16 protein-coding genes are annotated in these 21625 nt (G+C 33.8%); 10 read left to right on the top strand and 6 right to left on the bottom strand.

The genetic code is table 11. The annotated features are described in order from the left end of the window. Positions 1 to 27: 27 nt before the first annotated feature. From RNZ46_RS14305 to RNZ46_RS14315, 3 genes are all read right to left on the bottom strand, one after another. On the bottom strand, positions 28 to 1479 hold the full coding sequence (locus RNZ46_RS14305; RefSeq protein ID WP_316982848.1) for a sodium:solute symporter: 1452 nt from the start codon (positions 1477 to 1479) through the stop codon (positions 28 to 30). 304 nt (positions 1480 to 1783) lie between these two features. Continuing rightward, positions 1784 to 3298, bottom strand: a complete 1515-nt coding sequence (locus RNZ46_RS14310) for a SusD/RagB family nutrient-binding outer membrane lipoprotein (RefSeq protein WP_316982849.1) — start codon at positions 3296 to 3298, stop codon at positions 1784 to 1786. An 11-nt stretch (positions 3299 to 3309) separates the two neighbouring features. Next, a complete protein-coding gene (locus tag RNZ46_RS14315) occupies positions 3310 to 6501 on the bottom strand; it encodes a SusC/RagA family TonB-linked outer membrane protein (protein ID WP_316982850.1) in 3192 nt (1063 codons plus the stop codon). Positions 6502 to 6859: 358 nt separating this feature from the next. Here RNZ46_RS14315 and RNZ46_RS14320 point away from each other — a divergent pair, with 358 nt between their 5' ends. Then, positions 6860 to 7609: a DeoR/GlpR family DNA-binding transcription regulator gene (locus RNZ46_RS14320; RefSeq protein ID WP_316982851.1), complete on the top strand. Its 750-nt coding sequence runs from the start codon at positions 6860 to 6862 to the stop codon at positions 7607 to 7609. Positions 7610 to 7667: 58 nt separating this feature from the next. Here the strand turns inward: RNZ46_RS14320 and RNZ46_RS14325 are convergent, their stop codons facing one another. From RNZ46_RS14325 to RNZ46_RS14335, 3 genes are all read right to left on the bottom strand, one after another. After that, positions 7668 to 7841, bottom strand: a complete 174-nt coding sequence (locus tag RNZ46_RS14325) for a hypothetical protein (protein WP_316982852.1) — start codon at positions 7839 to 7841, stop codon at positions 7668 to 7670. Positions 7842 to 7953: 112 nt separating this feature from the next. Continuing rightward, the gene (locus tag RNZ46_RS14330; RefSeq protein ID WP_316982853.1) at positions 7954 to 8244 is read right to left on the bottom strand and encodes an Abi family protein; all 291 of its coding nucleotides are present in this window, start codon (positions 8242 to 8244) and stop codon (positions 7954 to 7956) included. A gap of 391 nt (positions 8245 to 8635) precedes the next feature. Then, on the bottom strand, positions 8636 to 8962 hold the full coding sequence (locus RNZ46_RS14335) for a phosphotyrosine protein phosphatase (RefSeq protein WP_316982854.1): 327 nt from the start codon (positions 8960 to 8962) through the stop codon (positions 8636 to 8638). Positions 8963 to 9078: 116 nt separating this feature from the next. Between RNZ46_RS14335 and RNZ46_RS14340 the strand changes: the two genes are divergently transcribed. From RNZ46_RS14340 to RNZ46_RS14380, 9 genes are read left to right on the top strand one after another with little or no spacing between them, the layout of a single operon-like run. Further along, entirely contained in the window at positions 9079 to 9870 is a 792-nt protein-coding gene (locus RNZ46_RS14340) for a type IV toxin-antitoxin system AbiEi family antitoxin domain-containing protein (protein WP_316982855.1), read from the top strand. Continuing rightward, on the top strand, positions 9867 to 10658 hold the full coding sequence (locus tag RNZ46_RS14345; protein ID WP_316982856.1) for a nucleotidyl transferase AbiEii/AbiGii toxin family protein: 792 nt from the start codon (positions 9867 to 9869) through the stop codon (positions 10656 to 10658). Before RNZ46_RS14340 ends, RNZ46_RS14345 begins: the two co-directional genes overlap by 4 nt. 53 nt (positions 10659 to 10711) lie before the next feature. After that, positions 10712 to 13081, top strand: a complete 2370-nt coding sequence (gene hsdR / locus RNZ46_RS14350; RefSeq protein ID WP_316982857.1) for an EcoAI/FtnUII family type I restriction enzme subunit R — start codon at positions 10712 to 10714, stop codon at positions 13079 to 13081. Then, positions 13081 to 13917, top strand: a complete 837-nt coding sequence (locus RNZ46_RS14355) for an HNH endonuclease (RefSeq protein WP_316982858.1) — start codon at positions 13081 to 13083, stop codon at positions 13915 to 13917. The genes hsdR and RNZ46_RS14355 overlap by 1 nt, the downstream gene beginning before the upstream one ends. Further along, a complete protein-coding gene (locus RNZ46_RS14360) occupies positions 13910 to 15340 on the top strand; it encodes an N-6 DNA methylase (RefSeq protein ID WP_316982859.1) in 1431 nt (476 codons plus the stop codon). The genes RNZ46_RS14355 and RNZ46_RS14360 overlap by 8 nt, the downstream gene beginning before the upstream one ends. A 1-nt stretch (position 15341) precedes the next feature. Next, a complete protein-coding gene (locus RNZ46_RS14365) occupies positions 15342 to 17090 on the top strand; it encodes a restriction endonuclease subunit S (RefSeq protein ID WP_316982860.1) in 1749 nt (582 codons plus the stop codon). After that, positions 17081 to 17485 (top strand): hypothetical protein, encoded by a 405-nt coding sequence (locus tag RNZ46_RS14370; protein WP_316982861.1) that lies wholly within the window; start codon positions 17081 to 17083, stop codon positions 17483 to 17485. Before RNZ46_RS14365 ends, RNZ46_RS14370 begins: the two co-directional genes overlap by 10 nt. Positions 17486 to 17542: 57 nt before the next feature. Next, on the top strand, positions 17543 to 19552 hold the full coding sequence (locus RNZ46_RS14375) for a hypothetical protein (protein ID WP_316982862.1): 2010 nt from the start codon (positions 17543 to 17545) through the stop codon (positions 19550 to 19552). 39 nt (positions 19553 to 19591) lie between these two features. Next, a complete protein-coding gene (locus tag RNZ46_RS14380) occupies positions 19592 to 21568 on the top strand; it encodes a DUF2779 domain-containing protein (RefSeq protein WP_316982863.1) in 1977 nt (658 codons plus the stop codon). Positions 21569 to 21625 lie beyond the last annotated feature (57 nt).

A 21625-nucleotide genomic window follows, 5' to 3' on the forward strand; every position in this document is an offset into this window, starting at 1 on the left:
TCTTTGAAAAAATATTCTGTATTCGTTTCAATTTCTTCTTTTCATAATTATCAAACCTATAACAGTTAGGAGTGCATTTACAAAAATGTTCATAAATCCAAAATCAAAATTAAACCAGAGAATAAAATAATGGTTTAAAAAGTATGTTATTAAGGGCGTTAAAATGCATATAAATGGAATTGCAGCATCTTTGGTTTTTATCTTGGTAAAAATTCCAAATATATAAAGCCCTAATAGGGAGCCATAAGTATATCCGGCAACCTTAAAAATTGTTGAAATAACATCGCCTTTACTTTCTGAAAACAACATTATAATGGTGAATATAACAACTGAAAACCCAAATAACACCCGGTTTTTAAGTCGTTTTTTTTCTTTAGGGTTTTTATGCTGAATGTCTAAAAAGTCATGGGTAAAGGATGTTGTTAAAGCGGTTAAAGCAGAATCTGCACTTGAAAAAGAAGCTGCTGTAATCCCTAAAATAAAACTAACACTTGCAAGCATGCCAAAATGGTTTAATGAAAGCATTGGGAATAAAGCATCGGTGTTAATAAATTTTCCGTTTTCAACTTCTAATTGAATACCAAATTTTTCAGCATATAAATAAAGCATCACACCTAAACCCAGAAACAAAAATTGAGTAATTGCCAAAATTAAGCTAAAGGTCAAAACATTGCGTTGCGCTTCTTTTTTGTTTTTGCAGGTAAGTGTTTTTTGCATCATATTTTGGTCTAAACCAACCATGGCCACAGCAATCAATATTCCAGAAATAAACTGTTTAAAAAAATTGCTTCCAGAATTAAAATCCCAATTAAAAACCTTAAAGTATTTGTGATTTGTAACTGTTGAAATGGTTTCTGAAAAATTTAAGTTTAAAGCATCTTTTGTTACGTAAATCGTTACTATGGCTGCCATAAGTAAAAAAAATGTTTGAAGCGTATCTGTCCAAACAATAGTTTTAATACCAGATCTGTGTGTGTACATCCATATTAAAACTAATATCATAAGTACTGTTAAGTAAAACGGAACATTAAAGGCATCAAACACGGCATATTGTAAAATTTTTGCAGCAAGTAACAACCTTAAAGCTGCTCCAAATGATTGCGATATTAAAAAAAACAATGAGCCCGTTTTGTAGGTTCTAATTCCAAAACGAGATTCTAAATAGGTGTATATTGAAACTAACTTTAAATTATAATAAATAGGGATTAGTACGTAAGTTATAAATACATATCCCACTACATTACCGAAAACAAACTGTAAATAATAAAAATAATTAGTGCCTACCATTCCGGGAATTGACACGAATGTAACACCAGATAATACGGCACCTATCATACCAAAAGCAACCACTTGCCATGGCGATTTCCTATCGCCAGTATAAAATGATTCTTCACTAGATTTTTTGGAAACGAAGTGTGATATTATCATTAGTGTCCCAAAATAAGACGCTATAATTATTAGAATTAATGTGGCGTTCATTTATAGTTTTTTTTAGTAAGTTTTTTTGTGTCCTTACGTTGAAATCTTTAATCTTTTAAATTTTTAAGAGCTTCAAGCATGTTCAGAATATAGTTGTTCCTTAACCATAATCACTGTTTCCCCGTTCAATTTTTAAAATAGCCCTATTTGGTTTTAGTAGTGCTCTTAAAGAAAAGAGGTGAGAGTAATAAACCGATTTCTCTCACCTCAATTACTAACTCAAATTTAACTAAACACTAAAATAAGCTTTAAACGATAACATTAATTCTAACGTATCATAAAGAGCTATTTTGTTTTTTACAGATTAATTTGCGTCCCACCACATACGTGAGGTTAGGATGTCTCCTTGTCTGTCTATGGCTTCCTGCAAGTTATCTGGGTTGTTGGCTCTTTCAGTTGCAGGGTAGATAAATCTTCTAGGAATTGTACCATCGGTTTGACTAAATATATGAGGTACAGGTGTTAGGCTTGGGTAACCAGAACGCTTCCAATTGGCCCATGTTTCTATTCCGTTAGGGAAAGTTGCTACCCAATATTGCTCGTTTATCATTTGTAAAGCAATTGAGTCATCAAATGGATTAGCTGTTAAATAATCTGAAATTTGAGTCGCATCAATACCTACTCCATTTCCGTACAATGACAAGTAATCCATAGCTGCAGTTACACCTGCGTTATAATGATCTTCTGTATTACCGCCTGCTAGTCCCCAACGATGGGCAGCCTCTGCTAACATAAACTCAACTTCGGCATAGGTCTGAAAGAAAAACGGTGCGTCATAACTGGTTGGGTTTGCTGCGTAAGGAGACCAACCTACTAAACCTCCAAAAATATTCATATTGGGCTTAGAGTTTGCTGCTCCCCTTGTTCTATCAATGTTTGGTTGCCCAAACTGTAAATCAAAGTCTGTTTCCCCATCTACAGTAGAACATAAAACGGAAACTCTTGGGTCATTTCTATCTTTCATAAACTCCACAAAAGTCTCGGACATTTTGATTTGATTTCCAAATCTGGAAGAAAATGTTCTAGCAATAGGATTTATAGTAGGTCCAAAAACCCCACCATAACCAGCTTCAGATTGATAGTTAATATAAGCTATATCAGCATTGCTTGTCATAACCCCACCATTGATAGCTTTTGTGGCCCATGCTTCAGCTCCTGATGGATCTACCTTAACCAGTCTTAGGGCTAACCTAAGCATAAGTGAATTGGCAAATTTATGCCACTTTTGAGTATCGCCACCAAAAACAATATCGCCACTTCCATAAGAATTGCTTCCACCTGTACTTAGTGTATTTGAAGCGCTTTCTAGTAATGCTAACATATCTGTATAAATTTCACTTTGCGCATCGTATTTAGGAAACCTTATGCCGTCAATAAATCCTTTGCCTGCTTCAAAATAAGGTATATCTCCATAACTATCTGTTAATCTGCTAAAAACTAAAACCTTCCATACGTTTGCAATGGCAAGATCTACTGCCGCGTTGGGGTCTTCGCTTTTTTCAAGCCCATCTACAAGGTCTACTATGGCCTTTACTGCACTGGGGTATTGTTCGTTAAAAAACTGATGAGACTGAGATTCTGTATATTCCCATGAGTACGACGTAGCGTTAATTTGTTGCACTAACTGCATTACTGTTCCTACGTTATAAAAAAGGGTTGCTACATAACTAGTTCCCGCAGTGTACAATTGTGCTGCTGTTAGTTTTGTAGAGGGTGCCAATTGCACTGGTTTTGTAGGGTTGACATTTAACTCTTCAAAGCCGTCGTCGCAAGCATTGAAAGTAAAGATTAGCCCTAATAATAATATTATTTTTTTCATCTTCTTATTAATTAAAATTTAACATTTAAAGAAAATCCAAAGCTACGTGTTGCTGGGACTCCAAATCGTTCTAACCCTTGCGAGTTAGAGTTGTTTATTGATGCTTCTGGATCAATATTGTCTGTTTTTTTCATCAGGTAAAATAAGTTTCTACCAATTAAAGAAACACTCATTTCTTTTATGAAAATATTCTTTAAAATCTTTTTCGGAAAAGAGTAGCCTAGGCTAAATTCTCTAAACTTTATATAATCCGTGTCATATATAAACTCCTCGGCTATACCTGTATTTTCTGCTGCGATATAACCATAGTAAGAGCCTAAACTCCTAGCAGGAACTGTTGTTGTGAATTCTTGCCCTGTTGCTTGATCAATACCCGTAACCTCTAAACCATTTTCTCTGCCTTCTAAAGTACGTTTGTGAGCACCGCTAAAATATGCTGCCTCGTTTGTTCCTGAGAACACTTGTCCTCCAAACTTACCATCAACCAAAATATTTAAGCTTACATTTTTATATCTAAATTCATTAGAAAAACCAGCTGTTACCGGTGCTACTCCATTGCCTAATACTTTACGCTCATCTGCTCTTACAGGTCTAGGAATACCTTGTCCATCTATAGTGTAAATTTTAACTCCATTTTCATCTCTAGCATAAGACTCTCCAACTATAGTTCCGTAGTTTTCTCCAACCATATGAGCTATGTTCGCGTTTCCTGTTCTGCTTAACTGCATGGTAATAGGGTTGCCTTCATCATTTGTGTTTACAATTTCACTATTGTTGTAGCCAACATTTATAGATGAATTCCAACTGAAATTATCATTTTTAATTGGCGACCCTCCTAAGAGCAATTCTAATCCTTTGTTTTCCAATTCACCAACATTTAGCAACGCCGAAGTATATCCAGATGTGCTTGTTGCACTTGCTCTAACAATGTCGTTTAACGTTTTGTTTGAATAGTAAGCTACATCTAGATGTAATCTGTTATTAAAGAATCTTCCATCAAAACCAATTTCAAATTCTTTTTTCTCTAAAGGCACTAAATTGGGGTTAGGAATAGTGCTACCATTTACCTGTCCGAATGCTTGTCCTTGGAAAGTCCCTAAAATGGCATACGTTAAATTTAAAGCATAAGGACTTGTAGCTCCAGCTACTTGAGCATAACTTGACCTTAATTTAGCATAAGTGATCGCTTTTGGCAATTTAAGCGCTTCGTGAAGCAGTAAGCTTCCACTGATCGATTGGTAAAAATCATCATTAGGAGATGTTTTTCCTGGGAAAGATAATGTTGAGAACCATTCATTTCTTCCGGTATAAGTTAAGAAAAATGTATTGTCATAATCTACCTCAATTGAAGCATACAATGAGTTTGTTTTGCTTTCGCTTAAACCGTAAGAGGGTATTGGGTTTGTAGTGTTGTTTAAATCTTCTAGACCTATTACAATGAAATCGTCGCCCTGGGCACTTAATGATTCCCAAGTGCTCTTTTTGGTATTCCCTCCAAAAACTGAATGGGTGGATATTTTACTTGTAATGGACTTTTCAACTCCAAGCATCATATCAGCATCAAAAAACGAGTAAGTTGATTTACTTTGATACAAGCGACCTCCAGACCTGTAAGCCGTTCCCCAAGGTGTTACACGTTGTACTGATAAATCATAAGAATCAATCCCTGCTCGACCATTTGCATATAACCAATCTGTAATATCATATCTTAAAGTTGTTGAAGCAATTATTCTCTTCTTCTTGTCGTTATTATTAAACTTATCTGTTACCCAATACGGATTAGTAGTCCAAACACTCGATGTAAATGGAAGCTCAGCTCCTTCGTCATTAAACCCAGGTTTCATTCCTGTTACATCAATATTTGCTGGCAACAACAATACCGAGTTATTGGCATTACCAGGACCGTCGCCGATACCTACACGATTATGCACCTTTTCTATTATATATTTAGCGCTAATTGTAGAAGTTAACTTTGGGTTTATTTTAGCATTACCACTTAATGAAAAAGACTTTCTGTCTAAAGTGGAATTAGGGAAGACGTCTCTATTGTCTAAATTAGAAAATGATAGTCGATAACTATAATCATCACTTCCTTTAACAACAGATACGGTGTTAACTGCCGTAACCCCTGTGTCGTAAAACTTTTTAACATTATTTCCAGTATTTGTATATGGTCTGTATATGCCATCCCATGCAATAGCATTAGATCCGTCTAACATTGCCCCCCAAGAAAGGGTGGAGTTTGATAATGCATTGGAAGTGGCTAGGTCTAGTCCTTCTGGCGTTCCATCATCTAAAGCTGTTACCGAGCCATTTTCGTATATAAAGCCTGGTTTTAAACCAGATCTACCTTGGCCGTAAATAGTTTGAAAATCTTGTAGATCTGTATTTACAGAGTCAAACGTAAGGGAACTTGAAAATTCTACACCAAGTCCTTTTTTGCCTTTGCCTGACTTTGTAGTAATCATTATTACACCATTAGAGGCTTGTGACCCGTATAAAGCGGCAGCAGAACTTCCTTTTAAAATAGAAACCGACTCGATATCGTCTGGATTAATAGATGAAATATCATCTCCGCCATCTCCAAATTCGCCATCAAATCTTCCAATTGAAGCTTTAGTTACATTTAAAATAGGAATCCCATCAACAACATATAATGGTTGGTTGCTGCCCGATAAAGAACTAGCTCCTCTAATGATTACCCTGCTCGAACCTGCTGCACCGGTGCTGTTTTGAGAAATGTTAACTCCGGCAACCCTACCTTGTAGTGCGTTTACAGCGCTTGTGGTTTTTACCCTTCCCATGTCGTCTGACCCAACTTCAGTTAAAGAGTACCCTAAAGCTTTGGCTTCTCTTTTAATTCCTAATGCGGTTACAACAACCTCATCAAGACTTGTGGCGTCCTCTTCAAGAGCAATATTGATAATGTTGGAATCATTCAAGGATACTGTAAGGGTTTTAAAACCAATATAGCTAAAGACAAGCTCTTTTCCATTTGGGTTATTTACTTCAATTGAATAATTTCCATCAAAATTCGTAACACTTCCTTGAGATTCCCCTTTTAAAAGAACACTTGCTCCGGGCAGTGGTTGCCCATCACTTTTCGAGGTTACTTTTCCTGTTATGGTTACCGTTTGTGCAATGCCAATTTGCGTTAAAACCATAACAAGCAAAAAGATTAAATAATGCTGTTTTTTTTTCATTGTTTGTTAGTTTAAGAATGTTTTTCGGAAGTAAATATAGTTTTTATGTTTTATACACGCAAATAATATGCAAATAATGTGCAAATAACATGCAAATAAAATGCAATTATTAGCTGTTTTTAGTGAAATATAGTGATTGTATAGATGTAAAAAATGGATTATGCAGTACTGCTTGCATAGGTTTAATAATTAATATATGCTTTTGAATTTTAAATTTATAAAACAAGCGTTTTTGTAGCAATTTTATGTTTTATTGTGCTGTTTGCTTAAGTGTTTTATTTTGAGCTAAAGAAGCCTATCTTTTTGATTATAACCTTTATTTTTAAATCAAAATGTTATATTTGAAAAAAAATAACTCATGGTAAAAAATGAAAGGCAACGAATTATTATTGATAAGATTAGAGTTGAAAAAAAGGTAAGTTCTTCAGTTTTAGCCGAAGAGCTTAGTGTGTCTGAAGATACTATTAGGAGAGATTTAAACGAGTTAGACGGTAAGGGGTTGCTGTCCAAAATTCATGGAGGAGCCGTATCTACCATTCAAAAGCTATACCATTATAATGATAATGTTATAGTAAACAGTGATAAAAAAGAAATAATAGCAAACAAAGCATCTACTCTTATAAAAAATGGTATGTCCATTATAATAAGTGGAGGTACTACAAATCTTGCTTTTGTAAGGTTGTTGCCAAAAGAGTTGAAAATAACTATTTATACTTATTGTCTGCCAATTGCGATGGAACTTACTGGGCATCCAAACATTGAAATTATTTTTATTGGTGGCAAAATACATAAAAAAGCAATGGTAACTGTTGGCATTGATGTTATACAGAAACTTGCAAAAATTAAAGCCGATATGTGTTTTATTGGTACAGGCAGTTTAGATGTTGATAATGGAATAACTGAAGGTAGTTATGAGGTTGCATTAATGAAAAAAGCTATGATTGAAGTATCAAATGCTACGGTTTCTCTAGTTACATCCAATAAGCTAGGTTTAAAACAAAGCTATCATGTTTGTAGCCTCACTGAAGTTGATGCTGTAGTAACTGATCTAGACATTGATAATGAACTTCTTTTAGAATATCAAAAATCCGGTGTAAACATTTTGTAGTATGATATTTATTATTGGTTAATGTTAAAACGTTTTATTATCTCTATTTTAAAATGCGCTAATACAATAGTATAGGTTTCAATGCGGATTTACTAAAATTATTCGGACAGAAATCATTCATCATGCTGTTTTTATGAATTTCAAAACAACTAGTTGAATAGTTGTTGTGATTAACGGCTCCATAAGATTGCGCTATGGTATCTTTAGATTTTACGGTATGTATTGTTGCCATATAATTTTGATAAAGCACCACAATTTGTTTGCTCTAAAGACTTCCATGAAGGCAAGAAGCGTTTATTATCTTTGTGCTTTTTCAAATGGTCTTCTGTTCTGGTATCTCATCTTCAATATTTGACATTGTTTTTAACCAAGACCATGCTATCAATAAATAAATCAAAGTTTTGAAACCAACAAGGGGTAACCTCAGGAGGCAGGTGATAAACAAGTTTAATGCGTATGCTAATTTCAATTTTCTCTATAACCTCAATGAGTAAAAGCCTAAATTTGGCATAAAAATAACTGTTTGTAAAACTGTTATTCGTAAATTGGTTATATAATAAAGGTTTTAAAAAGGTCAACAATAGAATGGTTTTTAATACACTTTTTGATGTTTTGGGTAAAATAAAAAGTCCCATAAACATTGAGTTTATAGGACTTTCGTCGATTTTGAATAAATCTTGGCGGAGAAAGAGGAACTATCTAAAAATCTAAAAGTATTGTATTTATAGGGCTTTCAAGAGGTCGAAAAATTTAGTGACACCGAATTAGCCCCTTTTTAACAAAAATTTGTGAGTTTTGGGATATTTATGCGAGTTAGGTATACAAACCAACATAAGTGAGTTCAAATAAAATTATTAAGAGCAGATTATAGTAAACTTTCGAGTAAAGTACCAATTTTCAATACTTTTCTTGAAAGTTTACTAAGATATGTCGTTGAACAATCTCAAATCGGAGGAGAGTTAAAAAAACCATTATAATGGTATATTTGATGCTTTTTAGGATGTTTTTACCACTATAATGGTAGTTTTAGAAAGACACCTTTTCTTCCAAAATCGTGATCAAATTAGAATCATAGTATTTGTAGATATCTGGAATATCTAACACCTTAATTTTTGAGTAATACTTTGAGCCTGTATGCTTCTTAATTTGGTCTAAATGCTTATTTTCCATCACATAAACTTTGTCTGCCCATTTTAATAAATCTTCAGTAAGCTCAGTAGTGCCTTCTTTTCTACAAATTTTGATATTGGTGCCTGCACTTTTAAAGTTGTATTCAGGATGCTTTTCAGCAAAATAGTCTTCAGCCGTTTTAGAGCGTTGTTTGTTGGCGGAACAGATGAAGAGCGTTTTCATATAAAATTGATACTTATAGCCTTTATGGCAATCCTTTGGCAAAATTAAAAATTTTTATAGTAGAATAACGAGATAATTACCGTAAAATGGTATCTTTCTCGAAAATTTACTTTTAGGTGGATATCTCAGATTATATAAAGCAACTACAATCTTTTGAGGAATACTCATTTTCTTGGGATGAACTTGTAAAAAAGTGTCATAAAACTGATACTGCTTTAAAGCGAGAGCTTTCACGTTTAGTAGCCAAAAAGGAAATTGTAAACTTAAGAAAAGGGTTTTATTTAATCATTCCGCCAAGATATTCCAAACAAGAACAGCTACCTGTGCAGTTATTTGCACATAAGCTTTTTGATTTTTTAGATAGTAATTATTACTTAGGCTTTTATTCTGCTGCAAAGTTTCACGGCGCAGGACATCAACAAGTGCAACGGGAATATGTTATGACAGATAAGGCATTCCCTGATATTAAAAAATCATCGATAGATATTCATTTTTTTACAACTTCAAAATGGCCAACAAAAAACATTTTAGAGAAAAAATCGGATGCAGGTATTTTTAAAATTTCGAGTCCAGCACTTACAGCTGTAGATTTAATCCATCATCAAACCAAGTTGGGTGGTATCAATAGAATGTTAGCCATTCTCGAAGAACTGTCAGAAGAAATAAACGTTCAAGATATAGAAGATTTACTTACTTGGTATCCTCACAAAAGCACCTTACAACGATTGGGTTTTTTATTAGAAGGCGAACTACAAGTTGAATCGAAATTGTACGAACCCATAAAAGAGTACTTAAAGACATCAAAATACTATCCGGTGTTATTGAGTCCAAAATCAAAAGAGAGACCTGGAGCCATTCATAATCATTGGAAAGTGGATGTGAATATAAAAATAGAGAGCGATTTATGATTCCGAAGCCCTACATAGCGAAGTGGCAAGAACAAGCACCTTGGAAACAGTTTTATCAAGTAGAACAAGACCTTGTCATTAGTCGTGCATTGGTAGAAATTTTCTCAGATGAATTCTTAAATGAAAATTTAGCCTTTAGAGGCGGTACCGCCCTTCACAAATTGTATTTGAATCCAGCACCAAGATATTCTGAAGATATAGATTTGGTCCAAATAAAACCGGGACCTATAAAACCTATAATGCAACGAATCAATGAAGTGATTACATTCTTTGAAGAAGAAAGGCGAACACAAGTAAGAGGACACGGAGCAAAAGCACTATACCGTTTCAATTCTGAATATGAAGGAATTAGATTGCGCTTAAAATTGGAAATCAACTGTAAAGAGCACTTTAACGTATTGCCATGGGTAGAATTTCCTTTTGAAGTAAAAAGCGATTGGTTTACAGGAAGTGCTAAAATTAGAACCTATAACATTAATGAATTATTGGGTACAAAATTACGAGCATTATACCAACGCAGTAAAGGGAGGGATTTGTTTGATTTAGATTACTCACGGCTACATATGGAATTGAATATAGACGAAATAATCAAATGCTTCAAGGAGTACACGACATTTTCAACAGGAAACAGACCGCCAAGTAAAAAAGAATTTTTAATGAATATTGAAGAAAAAGAACAAGATCCCAATTTCATAGGAGATATGGAGGCCTTATTAAGAACAGGAATTGTATATAATCAAGAAAAAGCTATTGCGTGGTTAAAGACTGAAGTAATTGCAAATATTTAAAGCATGTAAAAGTATATAGGAGTTTGAAATAATTTCTTGGAAAAATAGAATAAATGAATAAAAAAGACCTTTCAGAAAGAGATATATGTAGTAAATATATCAATCCGGCTATTCAAAAAGCTGGTTGGAACATGCGTACCCAAGTTAGAGAAGAGGTTTTTTTTACTGACGGACGTATTATTGTTCAAGGAAAAATGTACGCTCGAGGAAAAAGTAAAAAAGCAGATTTCATTTTATATTACAAGCCCAATGTTCCAATTGCTATCATTGAGGCTAAAAGCAATAAAAAGCCTGTTGGTCACGGAATGCAACAAGCCTTAGAATATTCTGAGGTTTTACAAATCCCTTTTGTATTCACGTCTAATGGAGATTCGTTTGTTTTTCATGATAAAACAAGAACCGATGGCCTCATTGAAGAAGAACTCACTTTAGATAATTTCCCATCACCTGAAACGCTTTGGAAAAAGTATTTAAAGCACACTAATATTGATACTCCAGAGGCGCAAGACATTGTAGAAAAAGACTATTACGCGGATGATAGCGGCATGACGCCTAGATATTACCAACAAAATGCTGTTAATAGGACATTAGAAGCTATTGCCAAAGGACAAGACAAAATTATCTTAGTCATGGCCACAGGTACAGGAAAAACGTATACTGCTTTTAATATTATTTGGCGCTTATGGAAAACAGGTGTTAAAAAACGGATTTTATTTCTTGCCGATAGAAATGCCTTATTAACGCAAACCAAAAATGGAGACTTTTCACCGTTTGGGAATGATATTATGCACATCATTAAAAACCGAAAGATTGATAAGTCTTATCAAATTTACTTTGCACTTTATCAAGGATTGACCAGTAACGATGAATCTAAAAATGCCTATAAAGAATTTAGTCGTGATTTTTTTGATCTCGTTGTTATAGATGAGTGTCATCGAGGAAGTGCTTCTGAAGCTTCAGCTTGGAGAGATGTACTAACGTATTTTGATACCGCAACGCAAATAGGATTAACAGCCACTCCAAAAGAAACCAAAGATGTGTCTAATATGGATTATTTTGGAAAGCCTGTATATACCTATTCTCTAAAACAAGGGATTGATGATGGCTTTTTAGCACCTTATAAAGTGGTGCGTATTACAACCAACGTAGATGAAGGTTGGAGACCAACAGCAGGTTTGCTAGATAAATACGGTAACGAAGTAGAAGACCGTATTTACAATTTAAAAGACTACGATAAAACCTTAGCTATTGATGAACGTACAGCACTAGTAGCTAAAAAGATTACCGAGTATTTAAAAGCCACAGACCGCTTTGCAAAAACGATTGTCTTTTGCGTAGATATAGACCATGCTAACCGAATGCGCCAAGCCTTATTTAATGAAAACGCCGATTTAGTTGCACAGCATTGGAACTATTGCGTAAAAATAACCGGAGACGATGAGGTTGGTAAACAAGAACTCGATAATTTTACAGACGTCGAAGAACGCTTTCCTGTGATCGCCACCACATCCAAAATGCTAACCACTGGGATTGATACCAAAATGGTAAAAGTTATTGTGTTAGAATCCAATATTCAATCTGTAACGGAGTTCAAGCAAATTATTGGTAGAGGCACACGAATTAGAGAAGCAGAAGGCAAAGTCTTTTTTACTATTATGGATTTTAGAAAAGCCACCAACATCTTTGCAAGACCAGATTTTGATGGTGATCCTGTTCAAATTTACGAACCTGGTCCCACAGAAACAGTCATTCCACCAGATGATGAAACAGAAACAGCACAAGGTGATAACCAACCTGAAAGTTTGGGTGGTTTTAGACCAACACAACCTAATATAGATATTGACGATGACGAAGAGGTGGTACGGAAGTTTTACGTGAACCAAATCCCTGTGTCTGTTGTTAATGAGCGCGTACAGTATTACGGAAAAGATGGAAAACTCATTACAGAATCCTTAAAAGATTATTCTAAAAAGAATATAGAAAAAGAGTTTGCATCCTTAGACGATTTTATTCAAAGATGGAACGAGTCAGAAAAGAAAGAAGAACTCATCAAAGAACTTGCAGAACACGGCGTACTTTTAGAAGCCTTGCGTGAAGAGGTAGGGCAAGATTTAGATGATTTCGATTTAATCTGTCATATTGCCTTCGACCAACCTGCACTTACACGGCAAGAGCGCGCCAACAACGTACGTAAACGTAACTACTTCACAAAGTACAGCGAAACCGCACAAAAAGTATTAAACAGCTTACTAGATAAATACGAACACGAGGGCATCACCTCTATAGAACAAGGGTCTGTTCTCAAAGTACAACCGTTAAGCCAAATGGGCTCACCTGTAGAGTTGGTAAGAGCCTTTGGTAAACGAAAAGATTTTGAACAAGCCATTAAAGAATTAGAAAACGAAATTTATAATATTGCTTAATGTTTAGCTATAAAGATATACAATGGGTGCGCAATGTAAAACGCGAAGGAGGAGATAACTGGGCGTATTTTGATGAAGATAATGATGAAATGATTTTGCATTGGTCATCAGCATTCACTAATATCCCAACGCCTGCTATGACTCCAAAAAAAGGAGATGTTGTTGTGCTTTTTCAAAAAATGAATACTAGTAAACAATTTCATTTTACACATTTATTAAGTCCTGTTGATGATATAGAATTAGACTGTATTGATAAAAACCCTAAACACCGTTGGGGAAGAAAAATGAAAATACTGGCAAAAACACAAAAAGTGCTACGCCCTGATTCATTGGGTTTAGGTCGAGTTAATCAAGGTCATACTTATCCTATTGAATATTTGAATCTGGATACTTCAAAGGAGAATATTCAGAAAATAATATGGAATGCTTTCAAACCTTTTTTTAGAGAGGGTGTCTTTAAAAGATATGTTTTAGAATTATCTGATAGTCTTATTGATGAAAATTTAGATAATGTCGAAAGTGAAGAAGGAAAATGGAATTATGCGATGCATCGCTTCAGAGAAAGAGATAGAGGTTTAGTTCAGAAAAAAAAAGCGTCTGTAATAAAACCAACATGCGAATGCTGTACTTTCGATTTCTCTAACACCTATCCAGATTTAGGTGATGGGTTTATAGAATGTCATCATAGAATCCCTATTAATCAAGGAGAAAGAATCACGAAATTAGAAGATTTAGCATTAGTGTGTGCGAATTGTCATAGAATGCTTCACAGAAAAAACAATCAAAACGAATACTACACAGTAGACGAGTTAAAACAAATCATAATTAATGAGTAACATAACAACCAACATAAAAAGCATACGCGATATCATGCGTAAAGACACAGGTGTAGATGGCGATGCACAACGTATCTCGCAAATGGTGTGGATGCTTTTTATGAAAATATTTGCCGATAAAGAAGAAGAATGGGAAATTACCATAGACGATTACGAATCGCCAATACCAGAACACTTAAAATGGCAAAATTGGGCTGCAGACGATGAAGGCTTAACAGGCGATGCTTTAATGGAGTTTATAGAAAACGAACTGTTTCCTGCATTAAAAGAACTTGATATTACGTTAAGTCCGCAGGCTAAAATTATACGTTCGGTGTTTGATGATACGTATAACTTTATGAAAAACGGAACACTTTTCCGACAAGTCATCAACGTCATAGACCAAATTGATTTTAACGACTCTAAAGAAAGCCACGTCTTTAACGATATTTACGAAACCATTTTAAAAGACCTGCAATCTGCAGGTTCTTCAGGTGAGTATTACACACCAAGAGCCGTAACGCAGTTTATGGTAGATATGATAAATCCGCAATTAGGTGAAAGCGTATTAGATCCTGCTTGCGGTACAGGTGGTTTTTTAACCTGTACTATAGAATCTGTTAGAGGTCAAGTTAAAGACTCAAAGGATAGAGACGTCTTACAAAAATCCATACAGGGTATAGAGAAAAAGCCATTGCCGCATTTACTGTGTACCACCAATTTAATGTTACACGGTTTCGATTTACCAGCAGTGCGTAGAGATAATTTACTAAGCAAACCTTATGCAGATTGGGGCGCTAAAGACAAGTTAGATATTATACTCTCTAATCCCCCTTTTGGTGGTGTAGAAGAAGATGGTACCGAAACCAATTTCCCTAAAAAGTTTAGAACCAAAGAAACCGCCGATTTATTTTTAGCCTTAATTATTAAGCTCTTAAAAAATAACGGACGTTGCGCTATTGTATTACCAGATGGTACTTTGTTTGGCGAAGGAATGAAAACACGCCTTAAAGAAGAGCTGTTAGACAAATGTAACCTACATACCATTGTACGTTTACCCAATGGTGTATTTAACCCATACACCAGTATTAAAACCAATCTATTATTTTTTGAAAAAGGCACACCCACCAAATACGTTTGGTATTACGAACACCAATACCCAAAAGGAGCCAAGAGCTATAACAAAACGAAACCCATTAATATTAAAGAGTTTGATGTAGAAAAAAAATGGTGGAACAACCGTGTAGAAAATGAATACGCTTGGAAAGTATCTATTGAAGAGATTAAAAAGCGTAACTACAATCTAGATATTAAAAACCCACACCAAGAAGTAGATACGTTGGAAAGCCCAGAAGTAATTTTAGAAAAATATAGAACTACAGAACAAAAAATTTCTAGCATACAAGACGAAATTATAAATGTATTAACTGAAGCTTTAAAGTAATATGCAACTACTACAACACTTTAAAGAATTAAGCCTTCGTCCTAAAAATGCTGAAGAATTAAAAGGATTGATTCTGAAATTGGCAATTCAAGGGAAATTAACATCAAATTGGAGAATAAAAAATTCTAATATAAAATCAGCTTCGGAACTTCTTGATGAATTAATATCAGAGAAGAAAATATTAATTAAAGACAAGAAAATTAAAAAAGAAAAACCTCTTTCTAAAGTAAAAAAAGAAGAATTAATAGTCAATCTTCCTGATAGTTGGGAAACTGTAAGACTTGGTGAAATAGGTGATTGGGGAGCAGGTTCTACACCTTTACGTTCAAATTCATCATTTTATGGTGGAGAAATAAATTGGTTTAAATCAGGAGAACTGAATAATACAATAATGGATTATGAGTCAAAGGAGAAAATTACGGAACTCGCTCTTGAAAAAACATCCGTTAGGTTAAATAATCCAGGAGATGTTTTAATAGCTATGTATGGAGCTACTATCGGGAAAACAGGAATCTTACAAGTTGTAGGAACAACTAATCAAGCTGTATGTGCTTGTACACCTTTTAGTTGTATAACAAGTTTGTTTTTGCATTTACTTTTAAAAGGTTTAAAAGATACTTTTATCAATCAAGGTGAAGGTGGTGCACAACCAAATATATCTAAAGTAAAAATAAGAACTCAAGTTTTTGGTCTACCACCACTAGAAGAACAAAAAGAAATTGTAAACGTAGTAGAAACCCTTTTTAAAGAGGTAGAACAATTAGAGCAATTAACGGTAAAACGTATTGGTTTAAAAGAAGACTTTGTAACATCTGCATTACACCAACTTACAACCAATAACGCAAAACAAGAATGGACCTATTTACAAGAGCATTTTAAAAGTTTTTTTAATGAAACCACCAACATTAAAAAGTTGCGAGAAACCGTTTTACAATTAGCAGTACAAGGAAAACTAACAGCAGATTGGCGTTCTTGTCATCCTGAGTTTGCCGAAGGATCTCATCACGCCAGCCAACTCTTAAAACGCATACAAGAAGAAAAAGCACAACTCATTAAAGACAAAAAAATAAAAAAGGAAAAAGTCTTACCACCAATTACCAAAGATGAAATTCCTTATGAACTTCCGCCAGCAGGCGGATGGGTTTGGTGTAGGATGGGAAGTGTAACTGATATTCAAAGAGGTTCTTCACCAAGACCAAAAGGTGACCCATTATATTTTTCTGACAAGAAAACGAAGAACCATTGGATTTCAATTAAGGATATTTCTAAGTATTCTAAAAATAATATTTTGCTAGATACAGAGGAGTACTTAACTGAACTAGGAACTAAATTCAGTAGATATGTCAAAAAAAATGAACTGATTGTTGCTGTTAGTGGTTCGACGACAGGCAAATGTTGCCTTACAGGTATTGATGGGTATTTTTATGATGGATTAGCTATGGTTAGAATTATAGGTAATTCAATTGACCATCAATTTCATCTAATGTATTACTTGCAGCTATATAATCATATGAATGATGCAAAATTTGGTGCAGCATTTCCTAATATTAATACTAAGTTTCTTAGTGAAATGTTGTTTCCATTTCCACCACTAGAAGAACAAAAAGCCATTGTAGATAAAGTAAATGCTTTAATGGGTTTATGTGATGCTTTAGAGCAAGAAGTACAACAAAGCCAAAAACATAGTGAGATGTTAATGCAGAGTGTTTTAAGGGAAGTATTTGAAATAAAAGAAGAGCTATGTGTGTAATTTCAGATAATATAAAGTTTTGTACTTGTGTAGATGATAATGTAGATATTGAAGACCTCAACCATTATTGGGTGTTGCACAGGTACAACAAAGATAAAAACGAAGAAGCTATGGGAGAACCAATCTTACCATATCATCTGCACCCTAGATTTGATATTAATGAAACGCTATTAGTAAACACCCTAAACACACCCGAAGCCTTCGATAAAAATTTAGAGATTAAACGTTGGGATAGGCTAGAAGTCGTGTTGTGTAATAATTCAAAAGATGGTTATGATACTTTATACTATAACTTTAGATATACAGGCAAAATCTGGAAAGCGATAGAGTCAGATTGTTTTGATTTAATGAATAGGTTTGATGAGGTAAATACCGGCGAAATAAAAGAAATTTAACAGCTTCTAAAATCATTTTTTGAGGCTTGTGATAAAAATAAAAATAGTTAATATAATATGAGTTTAAATAATTTTTACAAACTACGTAAAAACTTTATTTTATTAGGTTTAACAGGGAAAATGCGTTCTGGTTCAGATGTAATTGTAGATTTTTTAAAACAAGAAAATCTAGATAAAGAACAGATGAAATTTTTTCTTGATTTTCAAGAAACATATAAAGGAATAAGTGATAGCGAAGCTAGTAAAATAAGAAGGATAAATGACTTCTTTCAGCATGACGGTAATTGGGTAAAGTTTGATGTTCTAGATTATAGAAATGTATTACTCTTATTTATGTTGCATCATAATTATCATAACGATTCACAAAAATTTGCTGAAAACCTTTCTAATTGGATATGTCGTTTAGGAAACTATAAAGATGATTATTCCGAAAAAGACAAATTTATCACACCTCGATTTGGAGGAACAGTTGGTATTGCAAACGGAAGTGACAAGTTTTTAAAAACAGAATTTAAGGAGACTATTGTAGAACCATTAGAAAAACTAGACATAACCTTTAAAGAAGATAACCTTTTAGAATTCTTAGAAAAATCAGAAGATAATTTCTTCTTTAATAAAAACTATAAAGAATTCGCAAACCTATTTTACAAACAACTAGATGCTTATAGTCCATTCTTAAGACATAAGCTGATGCATGTAACTGCATACTGTTTAAGGAGGTTTGGTACCTTGGAAATAGAAACTATTAAAGATGATTCCGAAGATTTAGGATTAAGTCATATTTATAGTATTGCAAATGCAATTAATCGTCTAATTAAAATTCATAGAAAGGCCTCAGAAGATGAAAATAACGATAAAGTTGCCCATGTAATTATTGATAGGCTAAAAAATTCTTATGAGTTAATGTACTTTAAAGAAAAGTATTCAGGCTTTTATATGGTTGCTTCTAACTGTAATGAAACGGAACGAAAAAAAAGAATTAAAGAAAAATATCAAGATCAAGAATTCTCAACGGATAAAGAGGAGAATTTAAAATTGATTTCAGATTTAGATGAAACAGAATACAAGGTAGGTGAATTCAAAAAAGGAATTTTTGATAGTTTCGATGTTGAGAATTGTGTTCAAAAGGCAGATTATCATACGTATTTAAATAAAGTTGAAGATAATGACACTATAATAACTCAATATTTAAATGCTGCTAAGAAAAGAAAAGGAAAGGAGTTAGAAAAAACAAATGAATTTTATGTGTACCAACCTGTTTCATTGCAGATATTAAAACTTATAGCTCTTATCCAACAACCTGGTTTAATTACACCAACATACATTGAACGTATCATGCAAATTGCACATACTACAAAGTTAAATTCTGGTTGTATTTCAAGACAAGTAGGTGCAGTAGTAACGGATTCTAGTTTCTCTGTTAAAGGCATTGGCTGGAATGATGTGCCACAGGGACAAGCACCTTGTGCAAATAGAGATTTACGAGATTTAATGAATAATAAGGAAAAGGATTTTACGCAATTTGAACTAGGTGATACAGAACATGAATATGATGATGGGAAAAGTTTTAATGAAAAAATAAAAGATGATTACAGTAAGGCTTCTGATAATTTAAATGCCAATTTAGAAGGCAGACCATGTGCTTTTTGTTTTAAAACTTTTCATAACAAATATGAAGGCGTAGATAATCAAGTACATACAAGGTCATTACACGCAGAAGAAAATGCCATGTTGCAAATTGCTAAAAATGGAGGTCAAGGTTTACATAAAGGCAATTTGTTTACTACAGCTTCCCCATGTGAGTTGTGTTCTAAAAAGGCTTTTCAATTAGGAATAAAGAATATTTTTTATATTGATTTGTATCCAGGAATATCTCAAAAACATATTTTGCAGGGCGGAATGAAAAGCACTTCAAATCCTAATGTATATCAATTTCAGGGTGTGATTGGTAGAGGTTATCAAAAATTATATGAGCCTTTTATGACAATTAAGGATGAAACCGCTTTAAGATCAGGAATTCAACCAACTCCGAAGTCTAAATCAAAAGAGAAAGTAGAGTCAAAGTAGAGTACGATTAAATATACCGTGGCTTTAAATTTACTAACTATGAAACTACTTACAAAATCACGTTTTAAGCTAGGGCTTGAATGCCCTAATAAGCTATACTATACACGTAAAAAAGAATATGCCAATACCAAGCAAGAAGACCCATTTTTACAAGCCTTGGCACAAGGTGGTTTTCAGGTTGAAGAACTAGCACGTATGCATTACCCAAACGGGGTGCTTATTGAAGGTAATGATGGCGATTACGAACTCCTATGGCAACAAACACAAGAATTATTAAAGCAAGAAAACGTAGTTATTTACGAACCCGCTTTTTTAGTGGATGGTTTGTTTATTAGAGTAGATGTTTTAGTAAAAAAAGGCAGTAACATTGAGCTTATTGAAGTAAAATCTAAATCTTTTACTCCAGATGATGATTATCTATTTGTAGGTAAAAGAGGCGGTATGGTTGCTAGTTGGAAGCCGTATTTATTCGATATCGCTTTCCAAAAATATGTGATGCAGTTGTGTTTTCCAGATTGGAAAATACAATCATACCTTATGATGGCCGATAAATCTAAAACGGCCAGCATTGATGGTTTAAATCAATTGTTTAGAATTACCAATAAAGGAGAAAATAGAACAGGAATAACTAAAAAAGTAACCACATTAGCAGAAACGGGAGATCCTGTCTTAGGTAGAAAAAATATTACTCAATTAGTGGCAGATATAGCGTCAAACAAATATAAATATCATAATAATTTAACGTTTTTAGAATCTATAAATTTTCTTAAAAAAACCTATATCAAGGATAACTATGCCAATTGGCCTACGTGCTTTTCGGCTTGTAGAGATTGCGAATTTAAATGTACAAATGAAGAAGAAGAGCAGGGTTTAAAATCAGGGTTTAAAGATTGCTTCACCAAACAACACCAATGGACAGTAACCGATTTTGATAAAGAAAATATTTTCGATATTTATTATTTCACACAAGGTAATAAACTATTTGATGAAGGAATATTTTTTAAAGATCAACTCACAGAAGATCATATTAATTTAAAAATAGAAGCTGGAAAACTGAGTAGAACAAACAGGCAAATACTACAAATAGAAAAAGCGGTAAAAAATGACAAATCGCTATTTGTAGATAAAGATGGTTTAAAAGCAGAAATGGATAGCTGGAAGTACCCCTTGCATTTTATTGATTTTGAAACCAGCACCGTGGCTTTGCCTTTTAATAAAGGGTTAAGACCTTATGAGCAAGTGGCATTTCAGTTTTCACATCATATATATTATAAAAATGGTCGTATAGAACACGCCAACGAATACATAAATAACAAAACAGGATTTTTTCCTAATTTTGAATTTGTAAGAGCCTTAAAAAAGGCACTAGAAAATGATGAAGGATCTATATTCAGGTATTCTAACCATGAAAATACTATTTTAAATGTGATCTATGTTCAGTTATTAGCTTCTAATGAAGAAGACAAAGTAGAACTGATTAATTTTATACAACACATTTCTCATTCAAAAAACGACAGTGTTACTAAATGGAAAGGAGATAGAGATATGGTCGATTTATGGGACGTGGAGAAACGATTCTATTATAATCCATTAACCAAGGGGTCTAATTCAATTAAGGCAGTCTTACCAGCAGCTTTAAATTCGAGTGAATTTTTACAAGCGAAATACGCACAACCTTTACATGAAATTAATGTAACAAGTAAGAATTTTTCAGAACATCATATTTGGTTAGAAATCAATAATGGAGACGTAAAAAGCCCTTATAAAATATTGCCCTCAGTTTTTGAAGGTTGGAGCGAAGAGGAAATAGAATGTACTTTATCTGAAATAGAAGACATCGCCGATGGTGGCGCTGCGCTAACAGCTTATGGTAAGTTACAATATACAGATATGGAACAATCTGAAATAGACGAGCTAACATCTGCCCTACTTAAATACTGCGAATTAGACACCTTAGCCATGGTTATGGTATTTGAGCATTTTAAGGAATTGGTGGAAGGAGGAATCCAGTTATGAGTATGAAAGAAATTTGGTTTTTTATTTGATTAAAAAAAGAATATAATAGATATAGTT

The organism is Hwangdonia lutea (genome assembly GCF_032814565.1).
Taxonomy (GTDB): Bacteria; Bacteroidota; Bacteroidia; order Flavobacteriales; family Flavobacteriaceae; genus Hwangdonia; species Hwangdonia lutea.

Bases quoted from the DNA above. Each gene is read 5' to 3' on its own strand.
- RNZ46_RS14305 (WP_316982848.1), bottom strand. From the start codon at position 1,479: ATGAACGCCACATTAATTCTAATAATTATAGCGTCTTATTTTGGGACA.
- RNZ46_RS14310 (WP_316982849.1), bottom strand. From the start codon at position 3,298: ATGAAAAAAATAATATTATTATTAGGGCTAATCTTTACTTTCAATGCT.
- RNZ46_RS14315 (WP_316982850.1), bottom strand. From the start codon at position 6,501: ATGAAAAAAAAACAGCATTATTTAATCTTTTTGCTTGTTATGGTTTTA.
- RNZ46_RS14320 (WP_316982851.1), top strand. From the start codon at position 6,860: ATGGTAAAAAATGAAAGGCAACGAATTATTATTGATAAGATTAGAGTT.
- RNZ46_RS14325 (WP_316982852.1), bottom strand. From the start codon at position 7,841: ATGGCAACAATACATACCGTAAAATCTAAAGATACCATAGCGCAATCT.
- RNZ46_RS14330 (WP_316982853.1), bottom strand. From the start codon at position 8,244: ATGGGACTTTTTATTTTACCCAAAACATCAAAAAGTGTATTAAAAACC.
- RNZ46_RS14335 (WP_316982854.1), bottom strand. From the start codon at position 8,962: ATGAAAACGCTCTTCATCTGTTCCGCCAACAAACAACGCTCTAAAACG.
- RNZ46_RS14345 (WP_316982856.1), top strand. From the start codon at position 9,867: ATGATTCCGAAGCCCTACATAGCGAAGTGGCAAGAACAAGCACCTTGG.
- hsdR (WP_316982857.1), top strand. From the start codon at position 10,712: ATGAATAAAAAAGACCTTTCAGAAAGAGATATATGTAGTAAATATATC.
- RNZ46_RS14355 (WP_316982858.1), top strand. From the start codon at position 13,081: ATGTTTAGCTATAAAGATATACAATGGGTGCGCAATGTAAAACGCGAA.
- RNZ46_RS14360 (WP_316982859.1), top strand. From the start codon at position 13,910: ATGAGTAACATAACAACCAACATAAAAAGCATACGCGATATCATGCGT.
- RNZ46_RS14365 (WP_316982860.1), top strand. From the start codon at position 15,342: ATGCAACTACTACAACACTTTAAAGAATTAAGCCTTCGTCCTAAAAAT.
- RNZ46_RS14370 (WP_316982861.1), top strand. From the start codon at position 17,081: ATGTGTGTAATTTCAGATAATATAAAGTTTTGTACTTGTGTAGATGAT.
- RNZ46_RS14375 (WP_316982862.1), top strand. From the start codon at position 17,543: ATGAGTTTAAATAATTTTTACAAACTACGTAAAAACTTTATTTTATTA.
- RNZ46_RS14380 (WP_316982863.1), top strand. From the start codon at position 19,592: ATGAAACTACTTACAAAATCACGTTTTAAGCTAGGGCTTGAATGCCCT.